Origin of the sequence: Halorubrum sp. F4 (assembly GCF_027257195.1) — an archaeon.
Taxonomy (GTDB): Archaea; Halobacteriota; Halobacteria; order Halobacteriales; family Haloferacaceae; genus Halorubrum.
On the sequence record NZ_JAPDFS010000002.1, the window covers coordinates 1 to 16216 of the forward strand.

Below are 16216 nucleotides of genomic sequence, written 5' to 3' on the forward strand. Positions count from 1 at the left end.
AAGAGACGCTCGCTACCGCTACACAACCGAGGTGTGAGGCTTAACTAAAGACGGATGATGTATCCGATGACCACCAGTATAGTCATGATGGCGAGTGTCGGCCTCATCGTGTTCGGAGTCCTTACACCTCTTCTCGGGACCAAACACGGTGAGTATCGAGCAAACCGTACCTAGGTCTGCGTTTGAGATGGGGGAAACACAGAGTTCAACTTTGTATGTATATTAAACATTGGTAGTGAATGAGCGATTTATAGCAGCCGAGTTAATAAACTTGTAGCGGCTAGTGATGATCTCACCTGACGACGATTCCCACGACAGGAAGTGGTGAATCAATAGATCATACCCCTGAACACGAAGAGGGGTCTCACGAGCCTAGTCACAGGCATGACCACGACCATGCCGATCCGAGCACGCTCAACACGCAGAACGGGGCGTCAAAAACGGTTTCCCACCGCTCGAACATGGGGACGCTGACCCCGCGCGTCCTCGATCTCATCGAAGCCATCCGTCGGGAAGAGCCATCCAGCATCAACGAGACCGCACGGGTTGTCAACCGGGACGTGAAGAACGTCCACGAGGAACTCAGTCGGCTCGCCCAGTTGGGCATCATCTTCTTTGAAGAAGACGGCCAGAGTAAACGTCCGGTCGTCTGGTTTGACGAACTCGTCATCAACCTCCCGTTTGATCCGGAAGCCGGTGACACCGCAACCGTCGCACCGTAAGGCCCGGCGAGTTTATACCATATCGAAAGTTGCAATTTGAAATTCGAATAACCCTTATATCGGCTTCGTTGAAACATGCTGCGAGTAATACTGTTGACCCACTCGCGGCCATTACAGTCACGCTCTATATACGAAGGGAGGACACGAGTATATGTATCAGTGGCGGCGAAAGTCACCTACCAGAAGATGATGGCAGGCAGTCAGAATTCAAACAGACTAGATATGCGGCATACGGTATGGAAGACCGTATGCTACAGCAAGTGACGCGGATCTACGACAACCGATCACGGAACAAGACGAGCTACGAGAATTTCCGGGACGTATGTGCTCTGACAACGACGCCACCGATGCCAATTCGCTGGTCTACGTCGGCGTTTTCTGCGTGAGTATGACCTCGGTTTTGTTCATGCGCTACACCAGCGCAGAGAGCGGCGAAATGTTCGGATTCGTGGTTCCGTTCATCAGCGTGATCGTCTTCCTCTCGCTCAGCGAACAGGATCGGCGAATTGTCGAAGAGGACGAGTGAGATGCACGAACCGGCGGCTCAACTCTCTCGCTACCCGAGCAGGAACACGAGCAGCGCGACACCAGCCGCGAGCGTCAAGAAGAGGACGCTCCGACCGATGCCCGCCCGGATCTCGACGTCGGCGCCGAGCGCCGAGACGGCCGCTCGCGGGTGCGTCGCGGTCCGCTTGACGCCGGCGACCAGCCGCATCACGACGCGGTCGACGGCAGCCCACAGCTCCGTGACGCCCCAGACTGTTCCCCGGCTCAGGTAGAATGCGGCCGGGTACGTCACCGCGTCGACGTCGCGCATATGGTGGGCGAGCCAGCCGAGCGGGCGCTTCAGCGCGAAGAAGCCGACGAAGCCGGTCACGAGTAGCGCCGCGCTCTCCGTCAGGTGGCTCGCGCTGTACGGGTGCAGTTCCGGCGCGACCGCGGCAGTGAACGGCATCAGTTCGACGAGGTAACCGTAGGTGAGCGGCGTGCCGAAGAAGACACAGGCGCCGCCCGCCAGGAGCATCCCCGCCGTCTGGAACGGCGTCGCGTCTTTCGGCGATAGCGTCGCCGACCCGTGAAAGAACATATAGTAGCCGAGCTTGATGAACGACATGAACGTCCCCACGCCGCCGAGGATCAGCAGCCACCACAGCAGCCCTTGGCCGAACAGCAGCTCGAAGTTGTGGACCTCGTGGGCGGAGGAGATCACCATCCCCTTCGAAATGAACCCGTTGAACCCCGGAACGGCGGTAATCGAGGCCGCACCCACGAGGTAGACGAGAAAGGTGATCGGCATCTCCCGCCAGAGTCCGCCCATGTCCCTGATGTCCTCGACGCCGGTACGGTAGACGACGACACCGACTGCCATGAACAGGAGGCTCTTGTAGAGGACGTTGTTGAACAGGTGCGCGAACCCGCCGGTGACGGCGAACTCGCCGACAGCAGTCGCGAGCCCGAGTCCGGCGAGCATGTAGCCGACCTGCGCCTGGATGTGGTACGACAGCAGGCGACGCGGATCGTACTGCAGCAGCGCGAAGAACGCGCCGTAGACGGCCATGAACCCGCCGAGATACGCGAGCCACATCCCGCCCTCCGGGAACGCACGGTACATCACGTACACCGCGGTCTTCGTCGTGAACACCGAGAGGAACACCGACGCCGCGACGTGCGGGCGCGGGTAGGTGTCCGGCAGCCACGTGTGCAGGAAGATGAACCCGCAGTTGACGCCGATCCCGATCGCGGCGAGTAGCGTCGCGGAGGCGTGGATCCCGGTCGTCGACGAGAACAGGAATATCTCGCCGGCCGGCACGCTCCCGAGCATCGCCGCGCCGTGGACGACGACCGCGCCGAGGAAGAATGTCCCGCCGATGCCGTGGAACAGCGCGTAGCGGTAGCCGGCCCGCACCGCTTCCCCGCCGTACTGCCACACCAGCAGCGTCGAGGTGACGGCCATCAGCTCCCAGAAGAAGATCAGGGTGAGCCAGTCGCCGGCGTAGATCGTCCCGATCGTCGAGGCGACGTAGATGAGCGCGAACGCAGTCACCCACGTGGGCGCCTCGGTGCCGTACGCGTACAGCACCGCCGCGGTCGCGAGGAAGCCGACGACGACCCCCATCAAAAGCGAGAACTGATCGACGTTGAAGAAGACCACGTCGAAGCCGAGGAACTGTGTCGCGAGGTACGTCCCCGCGCCGCCGTCGCCGAGCAGGACGGCCTGCGCGAAGGTGAACGCCGTCGCCAGCGCGGCCACTGCGTGACCGGACCGGCGCGGGAGCGCGAGCACGGCGAGGGCGGCGAAGGCGAGCAGCACGTACGGAGGCACCGAGGTGAGAATCGGGTTCACGGCCGCATCATCCCCTCGGGGAGTCGCGTGTCGACGATGAGCTCGATCAGCTCCAGGAAGCCCATCTCGTAGGGTATCACGCCGAGCAGCACCGCGAGGCTCATCGCGGTGAGGATCGGCCCGAGTGTGAACCACGTGGACTCGCCCCCGCAGAGGGCGTCGAGCCCCGCGATGTGCTCCCAGTCGCTCGCGGGCGGCCCGCCCGCGTGGCCGTGGTTGTCGTGGTCTGCGTGATCGTCATGGCTCGTGTCGTGGGCATCATGCCCTGTCTCATCGCCTCCGTCATCGCCGTCGCCGCGCCCCACGCCAAACGGAACGTCGGCGTCGGAGGGGCGCTGGTCGACCGCGTAATCGCCGGTGTCGACGCGCTCTGCGGGCTCGGAGAAGTCCCGGTCGCTCGTGTCGAAGTCCGGGCATACCACGCCGTCTTCGTCGGTCGGGAGGTCGTCCATCTCCGCGTCGGGGATGTCCGAGTCGTCCGGGACATCGGCGTCGTCGCCCGTGGACTCCGCTCCCTCGGCATCGATTGCCGAGTCGCCCTCGGCACTCTCGACGACCTCGTCGACGTCGGGGTCGTCGTCGTTACAAGCGTCAACGTCGTCGTCGGCATCCTTCGGACGGCCCCCATCGGTCGCCGGCAGCGTCGACCGCGTCTCGCCGCCCATCCGGAAGTCGACGAGCGGCTTCGCGTCGTGGGCGTCCTCCGCCTCGAAGAAGGCCGTGTAGATCACCGGCCAGAAGTACGCGATGTTGAGCACGCCGGAGAGCAGCAGCGCGCCGACGAGGTAGTAGGCGACCGGGGTCAGCCGAGCGCCCATCCGAATCCCGCCGATCAGCATGTAGTACTTGCTGACGAACCCGGCCAGCAGCGGGATTCCGGCCATCCCGAGCGAGGCGACCGTAAAGGCCCCCATCGTCAGGGGCATCCGCTTGCCGATCCCCGCCATCTCGGAGATGTAATCGGTGTGCGTCGAGACGTGGAGGTTCCCGGCACAGAAGAACAGGGTGAGCTTCATGAACGCGTGCGCCGGGATGTGCAGCAGCGCGCCGACGAGCCCGTACCAGCCGTACAGGCCGAGTCCGAGGATGATGTAGCTCAGCTGGCTCACCGTCGAGTAGGCGAGCCGCTGTTTCAGGTGGTCCTTCCGCAGGGCGATGATCGAGGCCGCCGTCAGCGTGATCGCTCCGATGGTCGAGAGGACGAGTCCGGCCGAGAAGCCGAACGGGAGCGAGAGGTCGAAGACGAGTTCTGGGCCGAACACGTCGAGGACGACCCGCGAGACGCCGAACGCCCCGGACTTGACGACCGCGACCGCATGCAGCAGCCCGGAAACGGGCGTCGGTGCGACCATCGCCTCGGGGAGCCACTGGTGGAGCGGCATGATCCCGGCCTTCACGCCGAACCCGATCGCGAGCAGGAAGAAGGCGAGCATCGCGAGGCCGGGGTCGGCGTTCGCCAGTTCCTCGATGCCGCCGGCCGTGAACGAGACGTTGCCGGCGATGAGGTAGACGAGGGCGGTCCCGGCGAGGACGAGCACGCCGCCGCCGAACATCGTGTACGCGAGGTACTTCCGGCCGGCCGCGCGGGCCTCGTCGGTCTCGTCGTGGGCGACGAGCGGGTACGTCGCGATCGAGAGGAGCTCGTAGAAGACGAAGATCGTCACGAGGTTGCCCGCGAACGCGATCCCCATCGTCGCCGACAGCGACACCGCGAACGCGGCGAAGTACCGGGTCTGGTTCACCTCGTCGTTCCCGCGCATGTAGCCGATGCTGTAGAAGGAGGTGACGATCCACAGCCCGCTCGCGAGGAACGCGAATAGCATCCCGAGCGCGTCGGCGCGCAGGACGAACTCGATGCCGCCGGGCAGGAACGCGCCGAGCGACCACTCGAACACCGCGCCGTCGAGGACCGCCGGCAGCATCGAGGCGACGATCGCGAACTTCGTGACCGCCGCCGCGATCGTCCACCCCTCGCGGACGTTCGGGGAGCGGTGCGACGCGGCGATGAAGAACGCCGCGACGAACGAGACGAGGACGGCCAGTAGGGGGCGTAGATCGGTTATGGGTACGTCAGTCATGCGAACACCTCCATGAGGACCGGGTCGAACCACTTGAACAGCGCGTAGCCGCCGAAGCCGAGCGCGACCGCGACGAGGAACATCGCCAGTAACGCGGGCGGCACCCGATAGAGAACCAGCGAGGGACGCGGCGTGCCCTCACGGGCGCGACGGGGGACGTCGCCGTCGGCTTCACTTCCTTCGACGACAGCCTCCACGATGTGCACGACTGTCGCACGGAGGGTCGGCAACGGCTCGACGGGGACGACGATCGTCAATCGCGGATCCGAGCCGGCGTCACCGGTAGCGTTCGTGACGGGCTCGTCTGCGTCGTCGGTGTCAGTCACCCACACACCTCCGACGGGTTTAGGATCCACCGTCTCTGTGTACATGGGTATCCCTACTCGGATACTTTTCCTACCGTCCCTAAACGGTTTGTATCCCAGTCGATACGAACAGAACGACGAAAGCGCCGTCACTGATGTCGCAGCCGAGACAAGGATCCTACGCCTCCTCCACTCGCTCGAACGATACCACGAATCGGTCGGCAATCTGCCCGGCGGTGCAGTCCTTCGAGCCGGCCGCCTCCTCCGGAAGTATGCACTCATCTGCAAGCGAAGCTCGTGATCCTCGTCGTGACGCTTCTGATCTCGTACTGGTTGGCATACAAACGACGCCAATCGAGTCGCACCAATCGTCATATTGGCCGTAACTGAAGAGTGATTCATTACAATCGAACGACTGAACACCGATCTTCTGCTTAAATATCAAAGGTCACGCGGAGCATGTCCCGCGTGCCCGAACCGAGCCCCAAGGCCAACACGGTAATCAGAAGCATCAACGTGTTTCGAACCGCCTTCATTTCGATCGTCACCGGCAATCAGTTGATGGACTGGTTCTCGGAGGCGATCCTGTTTGTGTTCGGCGAAACCGACCCTCATCGGATGTCGTTTCTGATCTCCGACCGCATCATCAGCCAACTCGGGGCGGTCGTCGCGCTCATGGCGATCACCTACCTCGTCGTCCGCGAGCTCCCGGAACCGTTGACCATCCTAGAGGATATACTCTACTTGCTCACAGGTGAGGATCATGACCTCCAAGCCACTCTCGATCTCCCGCGTGAGCCCGCGGTCGAACAGCCAGAAGCGGCGACGAAAAGTGACTGAGATCCTCCCAATCACCCACGATCCGGGATGTATGATCGCATTGCTGCCACGACCTTATCGGTGACCACAGCCGTAATCGTTTCCTGCTTGCCAACGATGTGAAGACTATTTTCAGTATTGCCACCGTCTACGGGATTAATATTGGACGTTAGCCGGAGATCTGTGATCGGCACCATCGATCCTTAACCCTGCGCCAGTCTCCTAGTGCAACGTACATAGAATCTATCAAATCCCATATTTCTGGAGTTGCCACGGTTTTTTTACTTGTGTGACTCGATATCTAAACTCGTGGCGAATCCGATTGATCAACGAGTCGAGACGCTGTTGACCTCGTACACAGTTATTATTGTTGCCGCTCTTCTGATCGGTGCTGCGGTCGGTCCGACAGCCTCATTGGCGTTGTTTGAGGACGACGATCGTGGGACCGTCGCAGTGGTAACGATTGAAGGGCCGATCAGCGGCAATTCCGCGGACGATGTGACTCACGAACTACGTACAGTCCGGCAGAACAGCTCGATTGATCCAGTCGTGTTGCCCATCAACAGCGGCGGTGGGCCGTCGCGGCAAGCGAATCACAGTACCGGGCGGTCAAGCGACTTGCCCGCGTGAAGCCAGTCATTACCAGCGTCCGCAGCATCGCAGCCTCGGGAGGTTACTACACGGTGCTGCCGAGCGACGAGATCTACGTGACACCTGGAAGCCTCGTCGGGAGCGTCGGCGTACGCGCGCTAGTCCCCCAACCTGACGGAGTACCCTTGCCTATGGCGATCGGTCCTGATAAAGTCGGTGGCCTCACTAGTGACGACATCCGGGCCTAAGTAGAGACGCTCAAGCGCTCGTTCATCGATAGCGTGTACGCAGAGCGTGGCTCTCGGCTCTCACTGTCTCGAACTGATCTGAGCAACGCGAAGGTCTACTCTGGTGCTGCCGCCGTCGAGAACAGCTTGGCTGACGGGATCGGAGATAGGGAGACGGCTATAGCTGCCGCGGCAGAGGCGGCAGAGCTCGACGAATATTCGGTTGCTTACCGCTCGACGACGCCAAACCTGCGCTTCATCCCCCCAACTGGTGAATGTTAATAACCAATAAAGCTAATTACTCGTTCAGTAACGAATCTGGCTTGATTCTGGAGAGCCGCATCGCGTTGCCGGTGACACCAAGAGTCATACCAGCATCGCCGATAAGGACAGCTGCCCAGATCGGGACGAGTCCGAAGGGCACACCGAGTGCGAGGAGTCCTTTCGCACCCAGACTCGTCCAGATGTTCTGCCGGATGACGCTGTTCGCGTCGTGCGAGAGTTCGTAGAGGTACGGTAGCTTCGATAGGTCGTCGCTCATCAGTGCGATGTCTGCTGTTTCGAGAGCAGTATCCGTTCCAGCGGCACCCATCGCAATACCCACGGTCGCCGTCGCAAGCGCGGGTGCGTCGTTAACGCCGTCGCCGATCATAGCGACCCCGTCGTACTGTTCGTCGAGCTCTTTGATCGCCTCGACCTTCTCGTCGGGCAGGAGTTCTGCGCGGAACTCGTCGACGCCGACCTCCTCGGCAATCGCCCGGGCCGTACGTTCGTTGTCACCGGTAAGCATAACGATGTGCTCAACGCCGAGATCGTGGAGCCGCTGGATCGCTGCCTTCGCTCCGGGTCGAATCTCGTCGGCCACGGCGATCACGCCCTCAATCTCGTCCTCAGTCCCGACTAAGACGACAGTCTTCCCTTGTGATTGGAGTTCGGGGACCGTCCCCTCAAGAAGGTCGAGACAGTTGTTGCGCTCACACATCTGCTGACTCTTCGTCGTGACGACACCGCCGTCGGTCGTCGCGTGGACGTGTTCGAGATTGAACCCGAGTTCCTCGAAGAATCCCGGTTTCCCTGCGTAGTGTTTCTTGCCGTCGAGAGAGGCTTCGACGCCTTTCCCGGTGATACTATCGAAATCATCGACTGTCGGCGCTCCGATATCACTCTCCTCGGCGAATTCGATGATTGCATCGCCGATGGGGTGTTCCGACCGTGATTCCAGCCCGCGGGCACAGCGGAGAACATCGTCCTCACTGTTGTCGTTCAACGGGACGACGTCGGTGACGGTGAGTTCGCCTTTGGTGATCGTGCCGGTCTTGTCCATTGCAATGGCGTCCACCGCGCCCATCGCCTCGAGATGGTTGCCGCCCTTGATGAGGACACCATTCTTCGCGGCGCTGGTGATCCCCGACACCACCGAGACGGGTGTGGAAATAACGAACGCACAGGGACATGCAAGCACAAGCAGCGTGAGGCCGTAGACGATGAACGTCGGCCACGATGCCCCGAATAGGAGCGGCGGGACAACTGCAACCAGGACCGCAAAGCCGACGACGACGGGGGTGTAGTATGATGAGAACCGCTCGACGAACTGCTCGCGTTCGGTTTTGTTGGACTGTGCGTCTTCGACCATCTGGACGATGCGCGAGAGTGTGTTATCGCCCGCTTCGGAGGTGACCTCGATTTCGAGATAGCCCTGTTCGTTGATTGTGCCAGCGTACACCTCGTCACCCGGTGTCTTGTCCACTGGCACGCTCTCGCCTGTGATGGGGGCCTGGTTGACAGCACTCTCTCCGTCAAGAACCTCGCCGTCCATCGGGATTTTTTCACCCGGACGCACGACGACGACATCGCCGACAGCCACGTTATCGACAGGAACGGTTACCTCTTCGCCATCGCGTTTTACGGTCGCCTCGTCCGGCGATAGATCCATCAACTCTTGGAGTGAGTTCCGGGCGCGATCCATCGAATAGCGTTCAAGCAGCTCTGCAATACTGAACAGGAACGTGAGTGTGGCGGCCTCAAAGTAGAGCGCTTCCCCGAAGACGAGGCTGGCGATGATGGCGCCGCTGATGGCAATACTCATCAACAGGTCGATGTCGAGATTCCGGTTCAACGCAGAGTAGTAGCCGTTGCGGAAAATGATCTGGCCAGCGATCCCAACCGCGCCGAGGAACAGGATGTCGGCGACAAGTAACTCGCGCCCGACGAGCTCGGCCACAAGGACGTTCTGGCCCGTAAGGAAGAACTCAAAGAGGAGCCCAAGTGCGACGAGCCCCCCGCTAATCCACGTTTTTATCGCCCGCGAACTTGTCCAAACGTTCTCCCGTTCGTCAGTCGAACTCTCGGCAGTGTTTGCGTCGTTCGCAGTCGAGTCGGTCACTTCGTAGCCAGCACTCTCGATCGCATCAGTGATCTTCGATGGCGAAGTGGAGTCGTCATCGTAGGTCGTCACTACTTTCCCAGTAGTCGGTTGTGTCTCGTAACTCGAGAGCCCCGGGAGATCATCAAGGGCGTTCTCAATTTTTCCCGCACAGGATGGACAGTCCATTTCGGGGACAGTGAACGCCGCGGTTGTCTCGCCCTGGTACTCAACCGTATAGCCCGCTTTTTTGACGCGGTCGGCGATTTCGTCCGGAGATGTTTGGCTTCTCTCATAAGAAACAGAGAGTGTTCCAGTCGTCACCTGTGGGTCAACAGTGGTAATACCATCAAGTTTTCTGACACTATTTTTCACCTTCCCCGCACAAGATGGGCAATCCATCTCGGGCACCGAGAACTGGGCAACATCGTCCCGATTTGACGAGGTCGAGGATACGCTATCAGTGTCCTGTCCGTTAGTGTCATGGTCGTGTTCGTGGTCGTGACCACCTTCTTCTGGTGGTGATGTCATTATGTGAAACGAATGCTCTCAAACTTATTAACCTGGCTGCTATAATACCCCCCAATATTAACAATTCTTATTAAATTCTGTAGTGTAGAATAATAAAAGCGGATGATTTACAGCCAGCCAAGGGACGCACTCGGAGACTTGATTCGAACCTACTCATTGGTGCCTACACTAACAGTAGTCTATCTGATATATGCTCATCCACTATCGGTAGTTCCCATCGTTCCTAATTACGGACTCTGCTTCTGGGAGAAAATGAGATCGACGTCAGAGATCCGTTTGTATATATGATCTGAATTCATATACAGGAATATAACCATGACGTTACTCAAACAGGCGCTTGCGAGGGTCTATGAGTATCGGATGTACTTCCTCGGCGTCTCGGGGTTCGTCATCGCTGGGCTCGCCGTTACCTACGGCGTCCAGACCGAAGACACGGTGGCGGCACTCGGTGCACTCCTGTTTCTGCCGAATGCGGTTGTCCTCCTCGGCATCGGGCTCCGAGAACAAGGATTGATCGGCAATCTATCGCCATCGGGATCCAACCCGGAGTAACGCCCTTCCGACACATTTCTCTTAGTTCGTTTTGACAAGCGTGAGCCGCTGCTGTATCATCTGATCGACGTTGTACAGGAGCACGCTGACCGAGGCGAGGACGGTTCCCAGATAGACGATCAATCCGGGTGGTCCGGAAACCGTTCCACCGAGGGCCGCGCCACCGAGTCCAACAACGATGAGCTCAGCCCACGTCAGCAGAATGCGCGACAATAGCCACGTTCGGTCGGCATCAATCGATTGCTCGTCCGACGCGACGGTGAGCCCTTCCCCGTCGTCAGGAACGTTGGCGTCGACCACTGTCAGTAAGCCTCCTCGGGGGATATGGGACCACTGAACGCCGAGTAGAGCACGACAAAGTAGCTTGCCACCAGCGGCAACAACAGTGCGGCGGCTATTGACATCAGATTCAGCGGGAGCGTCGAGACAATGGTTTCGCTGATCGTTGCTCCAGTTGCTGGGTCGATGGCAGGATACATAATAATCCCCACAACGGCGATCAGCCCGTACGTGAGGACCGCTGCCGCCCCGAGTGCCAGTAGACTCTCACCGCGCCGCATGGCGACGATGTATCCCGCGGTGAGGCCGATCGAAGTCACCACTAACACGACGATGGCCGGATGTAGCAGTGTCAACAGCCCACTGGGCAGTCGCACGGCGAGGATCGCTAGCGTTGCCACCACCGCCACCAAGTAGCCGACGACCGCGAACTGACCGTACGTCGACACCCGCTCGGGCAGATCGAGTGGCGCTTTCAGCCGGAGGAACGCCGCCCCGGAGACGACCGTCAGCAGCGTCAGCGTGAAGCCGACGACGACGCCGATGAGCGAGACGGAGCTCTCGTTGCCGACGAGCCAGTTGCCGGCGAAGACACCGAGCAGGAACGGCGCGAGGACGCTCCCAGCAACGAAGGCGACACTCCACGCCCGCTGCCAGCGCTCGTCATGACGCTGTTCGTACATCTCAGGCGCCAGCCCACGAAGGATGAGCGCACCCAAAATCCCGAACATCAGCAGGTAGTGCCGGCTGAACAGGTTCGCGTAGGCCGCGGGAAAGGCGGCAAAGAGTGTGCCGCCAAAGACGACCAGCCAGACCTCGTTGCCGTCCCAGAACGGACCGACGGCAGCGAGGACAGCCTCATGTTCCCGGTCGGTGTTGAGCAGACCGTAAATCGCCCCTGCCCCGAAATCGAACCCATCGAGAAACAGGAACGTCGCTAGCAGCGTGAAGATGAGACCGAACCACATCTCAGAGAGCGGGAGGCCGAACAGCGGTCCAGCACTGAGCGACTCGACGCTAATCATTGATGATACCTCTCGGCTGTCCGCTAGCAGTATCAATCTGCGTCGACCTCCCCATGACCGTCGGCACGTCAGTCATCGTCGGTACCTCCCGCGGCCGACGTGTCTAGCATAGGTGTGCGGTCGGGACGCTCGCGAAGCTGTTCGCGACCGGGCGGGCCGTTGCGGATGACCCGAGTGATAACGTAGGTATACAGCCCGAGCAACGCAAGGTACACCACGGCGAAGCCAACGAGTGAGATCGTCGCTTCAGTTCCCGTTAACCCGGGTGAGACCGCTTCACTGGTCTTCATCACATCCTGAATGACCCACGGCTGTCTGCCGACCTCGGTGACGATCCAGCCGAGTTCGACCGCGAGGATGCCCAGCAGTGACGAGCCCATCAGTGCCTTGTGTAACAGACCATCATTCAGTAGCTGGCCCTTGTACCATCGGTAGCCACCCCAGAACGATAACAGGATGAACCAAAATCCCAGACCGACCATCGCACGGAAAGCCCAGAAGACGATGGCGACCGGCGGCGCCTGGCTCTCAAAGGTGTTCAATCCACGTATCTCGGCGGTCGGATCACCCCCGCTGGCGAGCCACGACGCGCCACCGGGTATCCCGATGCCGAACAGTTCCTTCGCCCGTGGGTCGGTGATCGAATCGAGGTTCGTCGGGACGGCGATAAGATACTCAGGCACGTAGGAGTCGGTCTCCCAGACGGCCTCCATTGCGGCAAACTTCTGCGGTTGGGTTTCGGCGACCGAGCGGGCGTACATGTCGCCCTGATAGACTTGAAACGGGGCCGTGATCAGCAGAGCGACGAGGGCGATCTTCAGGGTCATCTCCCAGAAATTCACGTTGTCGACATCGATCCCACGAACGTGGTGTTTGAACACGTAGTAGGCGGCGATGCCGGCCATGAAGAGCGCGACCGATTCGACGGCCGCGTTCTGCATGTGGACAAACATGTAGCCGAATCGGGGGTTAAAATACGCTGCAAGCGGATCGACGAGCTTAACGACCGTCTGGCCGCCCTCGGTGACTAGTTCATAGCCACGCGGGGTTTGCATCCATGAGTTCGCGATGAGAATCCACACGGCTGAGAGCCACGTGCCAAGACCGACAGCGACGCTTGAAATGAAGTAGAGCGTGTCATCGACGCGCTCACGGCCGAAAACGAAGATCCCGAGGAACGTCGCCTCTAGCATGAACGCCATCATCCCCTCAACGGCTAGCGGGCCACCAAACAGTTCGCCGGCGGCAATCGAAAACGCCGCGAAGTTCGTCCCGAACTCGAATTCGAGGACGATTCCAGTAACGGTGCCGACAACAAAGGAGATGGCGAAGATCTTGGTCCAGAAGCGACGCAACTGTTCGTACACCGGCTCGCCAGTTCGAATGTCCTTCCATGTAAAATAGATAAGAAACGGGGCTAACCCCATGCTCATCACCGGAAAGATGATATGGACGATTGTGGTGAGGGCGAACTGGAGCCGGCTAGCGATAAGTGGATCGACCATGGCTGAAGGAGTGGCTAACAGCCGATTCTAAAGAACATATCATGTTAAACATATCCGCACCTCCTTCTCGCCGGGAAGCGGCGAACCGTTTATTATGTCGACCGATAACGCCGCCGTATGGATACCCGGCGTGTCGTTCTTGTGCTCGTCTGTCTGGTGACGGCGATCATGGCTATCAGAGGGTTTGTCGCGCTCCAGAACGTGGAGTTCGGCACGGTCGGGCGACAGCTCGGTGTGGGGGCGATCGTCTTCATCTTCGGGATCGCACTTGTCCGTCGATGGGATGAGATCGGGTAATAATTGACGTAGCGTTCGGTGATTCATCAACACTCAACACGGTCCACAATCGGCAGGTCACATCGAGTTAGCGGAGAGCCACAACGGATAGAATTATTAAGATATCAGGGTAATCCTCCGTTGACGTACGAAATCCAGGTTGATAACGGAATAGTTACTGTGACGAGGTGTTCTCTGTCCAAGGATCTAGTCTTTCATATCCGTCCTCCAGGCTCTTCTCCTTCTACAGATGATGCACTGGAGTGTTTCCTTCGTACGGCAGAACCCAAACCTGTGTGTTTAATCTACTAGATTAAGAATCACAATGTAGGTGATTTCGTTTGGGAACTACTCAGAGCCACGACAGCGGACACGGCCATGATAGTGGCGAACGGAGCATCCGGAAATTGGGCGTGGTCGCCCTGATCAACCTCGTCGGCTTCGTGATCGAACTTGCTGGTGGTCTCCTCTTCGGTTCCGTAGCCCTGATCGGCGACGCCTTCCACATGCTGTTCGACGCGCTCGCGTACGTTCTCGCCTTCGGTGCCGCCTACGTCTCACGACGTACTGAACCAGGCGAGTACTGGTCATACGGACTGGACCGTGTCGAGCCGTTCACTGCGTTTCTGAACGGTGTCCTCCTCGTTCCGATGGTGGGATACCTCGTCTGGGAGTCCTATCAGCGATTCCTCAAACCCGTCGAGATCGATCCGTTGATGACAGCAGGACTCGCTACGGGCGGACTGGTCGTGAACTTCGCGTCCGTGTACTACTTACAGGGCGGCGAAATGAACCTCAACGAGAAGGGTGCGTACTACCATCTTATCGGGGATACCGGCGCGTCCGTCGCTGTCATCGTTTCGATGCTCGTTGTTGAGTTCACTGGATCGACACTCGCTGACCCAATCACGGCAGTGTTGATCGCGGTCATCATTATCTGGTCGGCTGTGAAACTACTCCGTGAGAGCGGCAAAATATTCTTCCAGCGGAGTCCGGTTTCCGTCGACGAAGTCGAAACCCGGTTAAAACAACTCGAGGGCGTCGTGGCAGTCGATGATGTACACGTTTGGCAGTTATCGAGTACGATCCGCGTCGCGTCGATGCATCTGAAAGACGATGTCCAGTCACTCGAGGAGCGGGAGAAACTCAAAACACAGGCTGTCGACGTTCTTCACGACGAATTCGACGTTGACCACGCGACTATCGACATGGCTAGTGAATCGAACGAATATGCACAGGTGCCAGAGCATCAGTAAGCGATGACGGCGTGGGACTCACGGTTTCTCTGAGCACTTCACGTTACCTGCAAGTAGAGGGCGGAGAGCAATACGGCATTATACACACCATGGATCACAGCTGGGGTTACGAGGTTCTCCGCATATTCGTAGGTGGCGCCGAGGACGAGTGCGAGAACGAACACGACGGCCATGTAGGTGAGTTGGCCATCACCACTGAGAGCTGTCGTGTGACTCACAGCGAAGATCGCACTCGCAATAACGACTGCACTCCCTGGCCGGAAGGTTTGTCGTAGTGTTCCCTGGATAAGCCCTCGGAATAAGAATTCTTCGCCAGGACCAACGAGCAGTAGTGAGAATGGCACTACGCTCTTGTGACGTAGATTGTTGGTGAGTCAGAGAACTGCTTGGACAATCTCTTTCAGTGCCTCTCGACCCGGTTTATGGAGGATTCGTCGCCGAAGCTGGAGCGGTCTGAGATACGCTGTCAGTTTGTCCTTTGAGACGCCTCGATGCGGCGAGAGCCACCGTCGCGCCAGCGACGCGTGGCTCTCGCACGTGTTCACGTGCGCGTCTCCATCAGCGTACTCGCCGTCATCGTGAATTACTGCTTCTCGGTGGAAGTTCTCGTCATCGTCGAGTGGATCGTAGGCCCGAAATCCGTCAGTATACACGGTCAGCGACTCCTTCTCGTGGTTGCCGAGAAGGAGTCGCACCGTCGCTTCGTCGGCGGATTTCGCCGGAATGACGTATCGCTGACCGCTGCCGCGATCCACGAGGACGAACACGGGTGGTTTGTCTTGATCATACGTTCCGCGTCCGCGTCGAGAGAGGCCGCGAGAGCGCGACCAGCGGTCGCGCTCGCGGCCTTTCAAGCCGGAAGAGACGTAGAACTCGTCAATCTCGACCGGGCCAACGAGAGAGATGTCTGGCGCGTCGAGCGTTCTGGCGAACTGCTCGACGCGCCGGCGAAGTGAACGATACGAAACGTCAATTTCAGCATCTAACTGGCGGATACTCGTGTTGAATCGGAGGAACGAGTAGAACGCGAACAAGAGCTTGTCGAGGCCGATCTTCGCGTGCGCGAAGATCGTGCCAGTCTTGTCGTTGAACGTGCGGTCGCAATCCTTACAGAGATACCGTTGATACTCTCGATAGCTGCCGTGTTTGATCACTGACTCAGACCGGCAGCGGGGGCAACAGAGGCCCTCGCGGCGCTCGCCTCTGAACTCAGCAATTCAAATGGGAACATTGCGTTCGGGTGACGCGTTCGCGTCACCCTTGCCCGCTACGCTTCCACAGCGACAGCTCTACCTGACCAACAATCTACTTCCGAAGAGCGTAAGAGGCAAAGGAGGATACCCA

The 16216-nt window shown here is 59.3% G+C and carries 13 protein-coding genes and 3 pseudogenes; 7 read left to right on the plus strand and 9 right to left on the minus strand.

The window, feature by feature from the left end:
* Nucleotides 1–467: 467 nt before the first annotated feature.
* Nucleotides 468–722, plus strand: a pseudogene (locus OKW78_RS04725) (hypothetical protein); the annotation flags it as partial.
* Nucleotides 723–1044: 322 nt separating this feature from the next.
* Nucleotides 1045–1248 (plus strand): hypothetical protein, encoded by a 204-nt coding sequence (locus OKW78_RS04730; protein ID WP_058365968.1) that lies wholly within the window; start codon nucleotides 1045–1047, stop codon nucleotides 1246–1248.
* Nucleotides 1249–1278: 30 nt separating this feature from the next.
* Here OKW78_RS04730 and OKW78_RS04735 read toward each other — a convergent pair whose 3' ends face one another.
* Genes OKW78_RS04735 through OKW78_RS04745 form a run of 3 tightly spaced genes read right to left on the minus strand, consistent with a single transcriptional unit; the run spans nucleotide 1279 to nucleotide 5470 of the window.
* A complete protein-coding gene (locus OKW78_RS04735) occupies nucleotides 1279–3066 on the minus strand; it encodes a Na(+)/H(+) antiporter subunit D (RefSeq protein ID WP_058365967.1) in 1788 nt (595 codons plus the stop codon).
* A complete protein-coding gene (locus tag OKW78_RS04740; RefSeq protein WP_144800181.1) occupies nucleotides 3063–5144 on the minus strand; it encodes a cation:proton antiporter in 2082 nt (693 codons plus the stop codon). Before OKW78_RS04740 ends, OKW78_RS04735 begins: the two co-directional genes overlap by 4 nt.
* Nucleotides 5141–5470, minus strand: a complete 330-nt coding sequence (locus OKW78_RS04745) for a hypothetical protein (protein ID WP_058365394.1) — start codon at nucleotides 5468–5470, stop codon at nucleotides 5141–5143. The genes OKW78_RS04740 and OKW78_RS04745 overlap by 4 nt, the downstream gene beginning before the upstream one ends.
* A gap of 495 nt (nucleotides 5471–5965) precedes the next feature.
* Between OKW78_RS04745 and artA the strand changes: the two genes are divergently transcribed.
* Both artA and OKW78_RS16965 read left to right on the plus strand, forming a co-directional pair.
* Nucleotides 5966–6289, plus strand: a complete 324-nt coding sequence (artA, locus tag OKW78_RS04750; protein WP_241659218.1) for an archaeosortase A — start codon at nucleotides 5966–5968, stop codon at nucleotides 6287–6289.
* Between the two features lie 605 nt (nucleotides 6290–6894).
* Nucleotides 6895–7368 (plus strand): annotated as a pseudogene (locus OKW78_RS16965) (S49 family peptidase).
* A 16-nt stretch (nucleotides 7369–7384) separates the two neighbouring features.
* Here the strand turns inward: OKW78_RS16965 and OKW78_RS04755 are convergent.
* The gene (locus OKW78_RS04755) at nucleotides 7385–9979 is read right to left on the minus strand and encodes a heavy metal translocating P-type ATPase (RefSeq protein WP_058365396.1); all 2595 of its coding nucleotides are present in this window, start codon (nucleotides 9977–9979) and stop codon (nucleotides 7385–7387) included.
* Between the two features lie 315 nt (nucleotides 9980–10294).
* Between OKW78_RS04755 and OKW78_RS04760 the strand changes: the two genes are divergently transcribed.
* Complete coding sequence (locus tag OKW78_RS04760; protein WP_058365397.1) at nucleotides 10295–10531, plus strand: hypothetical protein; 237 nt, start codon at nucleotides 10295–10297, stop codon at nucleotides 10529–10531.
* 21 nt (nucleotides 10532–10552) lie between these two features.
* On the opposite strand, the gene OKW78_RS04765 is transcribed toward OKW78_RS04760, so the two are convergent.
* The 3 genes from OKW78_RS04765 to OKW78_RS04775 all read right to left on the minus strand — a co-directional run bounded on the left by OKW78_RS04765 (nucleotide 10553) and on the right by OKW78_RS04775 (nucleotide 13340).
* A complete protein-coding gene (locus OKW78_RS04765) occupies nucleotides 10553–10831 on the minus strand; it encodes a hypothetical protein (protein WP_241659219.1) in 279 nt (92 codons plus the stop codon).
* A 2-nt stretch (nucleotides 10832–10833) separates the two neighbouring features.
* Entirely contained in the window at nucleotides 10834–11835 is a 1002-nt protein-coding gene (locus OKW78_RS04770; RefSeq protein ID WP_144800184.1) for a cytochrome d ubiquinol oxidase subunit II, read from the minus strand.
* A 68-nt stretch (nucleotides 11836–11903) separates the two neighbouring features.
* Nucleotides 11904–13340, minus strand: a complete 1437-nt coding sequence (locus OKW78_RS04775; RefSeq protein WP_144800185.1) for a cytochrome ubiquinol oxidase subunit I — start codon at nucleotides 13338–13340, stop codon at nucleotides 11904–11906.
* 117 nt (nucleotides 13341–13457) lie between these two features.
* Between OKW78_RS04775 and OKW78_RS04780 the strand changes: the two genes are divergently transcribed.
* Together OKW78_RS04780 and OKW78_RS04785 are read left to right on the plus strand one after the other, a co-directional pair.
* On the plus strand, nucleotides 13458–13637 hold the full coding sequence (locus OKW78_RS04780; protein ID WP_058365068.1) for a hypothetical protein: 180 nt from the start codon (nucleotides 13458–13460) through the stop codon (nucleotides 13635–13637).
* Nucleotides 13638–14029: 392 nt separating this feature from the next.
* Nucleotides 14030–14872, plus strand: a complete 843-nt coding sequence (locus tag OKW78_RS04785; RefSeq protein ID WP_206664948.1) for a cation diffusion facilitator family transporter — start codon at nucleotides 14030–14032, stop codon at nucleotides 14870–14872.
* Nucleotides 14873–14910: 38 nt separating this feature from the next.
* On the opposite strand, the gene OKW78_RS04790 is transcribed toward OKW78_RS04785, so the two are convergent.
* Together OKW78_RS04790 and OKW78_RS04795 are read right to left on the minus strand one after the other, a co-directional pair.
* Nucleotides 14911–15216, minus strand: a complete 306-nt coding sequence (locus tag OKW78_RS04790) for a CPBP family intramembrane glutamic endopeptidase (RefSeq protein ID WP_080508283.1) — start codon at nucleotides 15214–15216, stop codon at nucleotides 14911–14913.
* Between the two features lie 30 nt (nucleotides 15217–15246).
* Nucleotides 15247–16103 (minus strand): annotated as a pseudogene (locus OKW78_RS04795) (IS1595 family transposase).
* Between the last annotated feature and the right edge of the window lie 113 nt (nucleotides 16104–16216).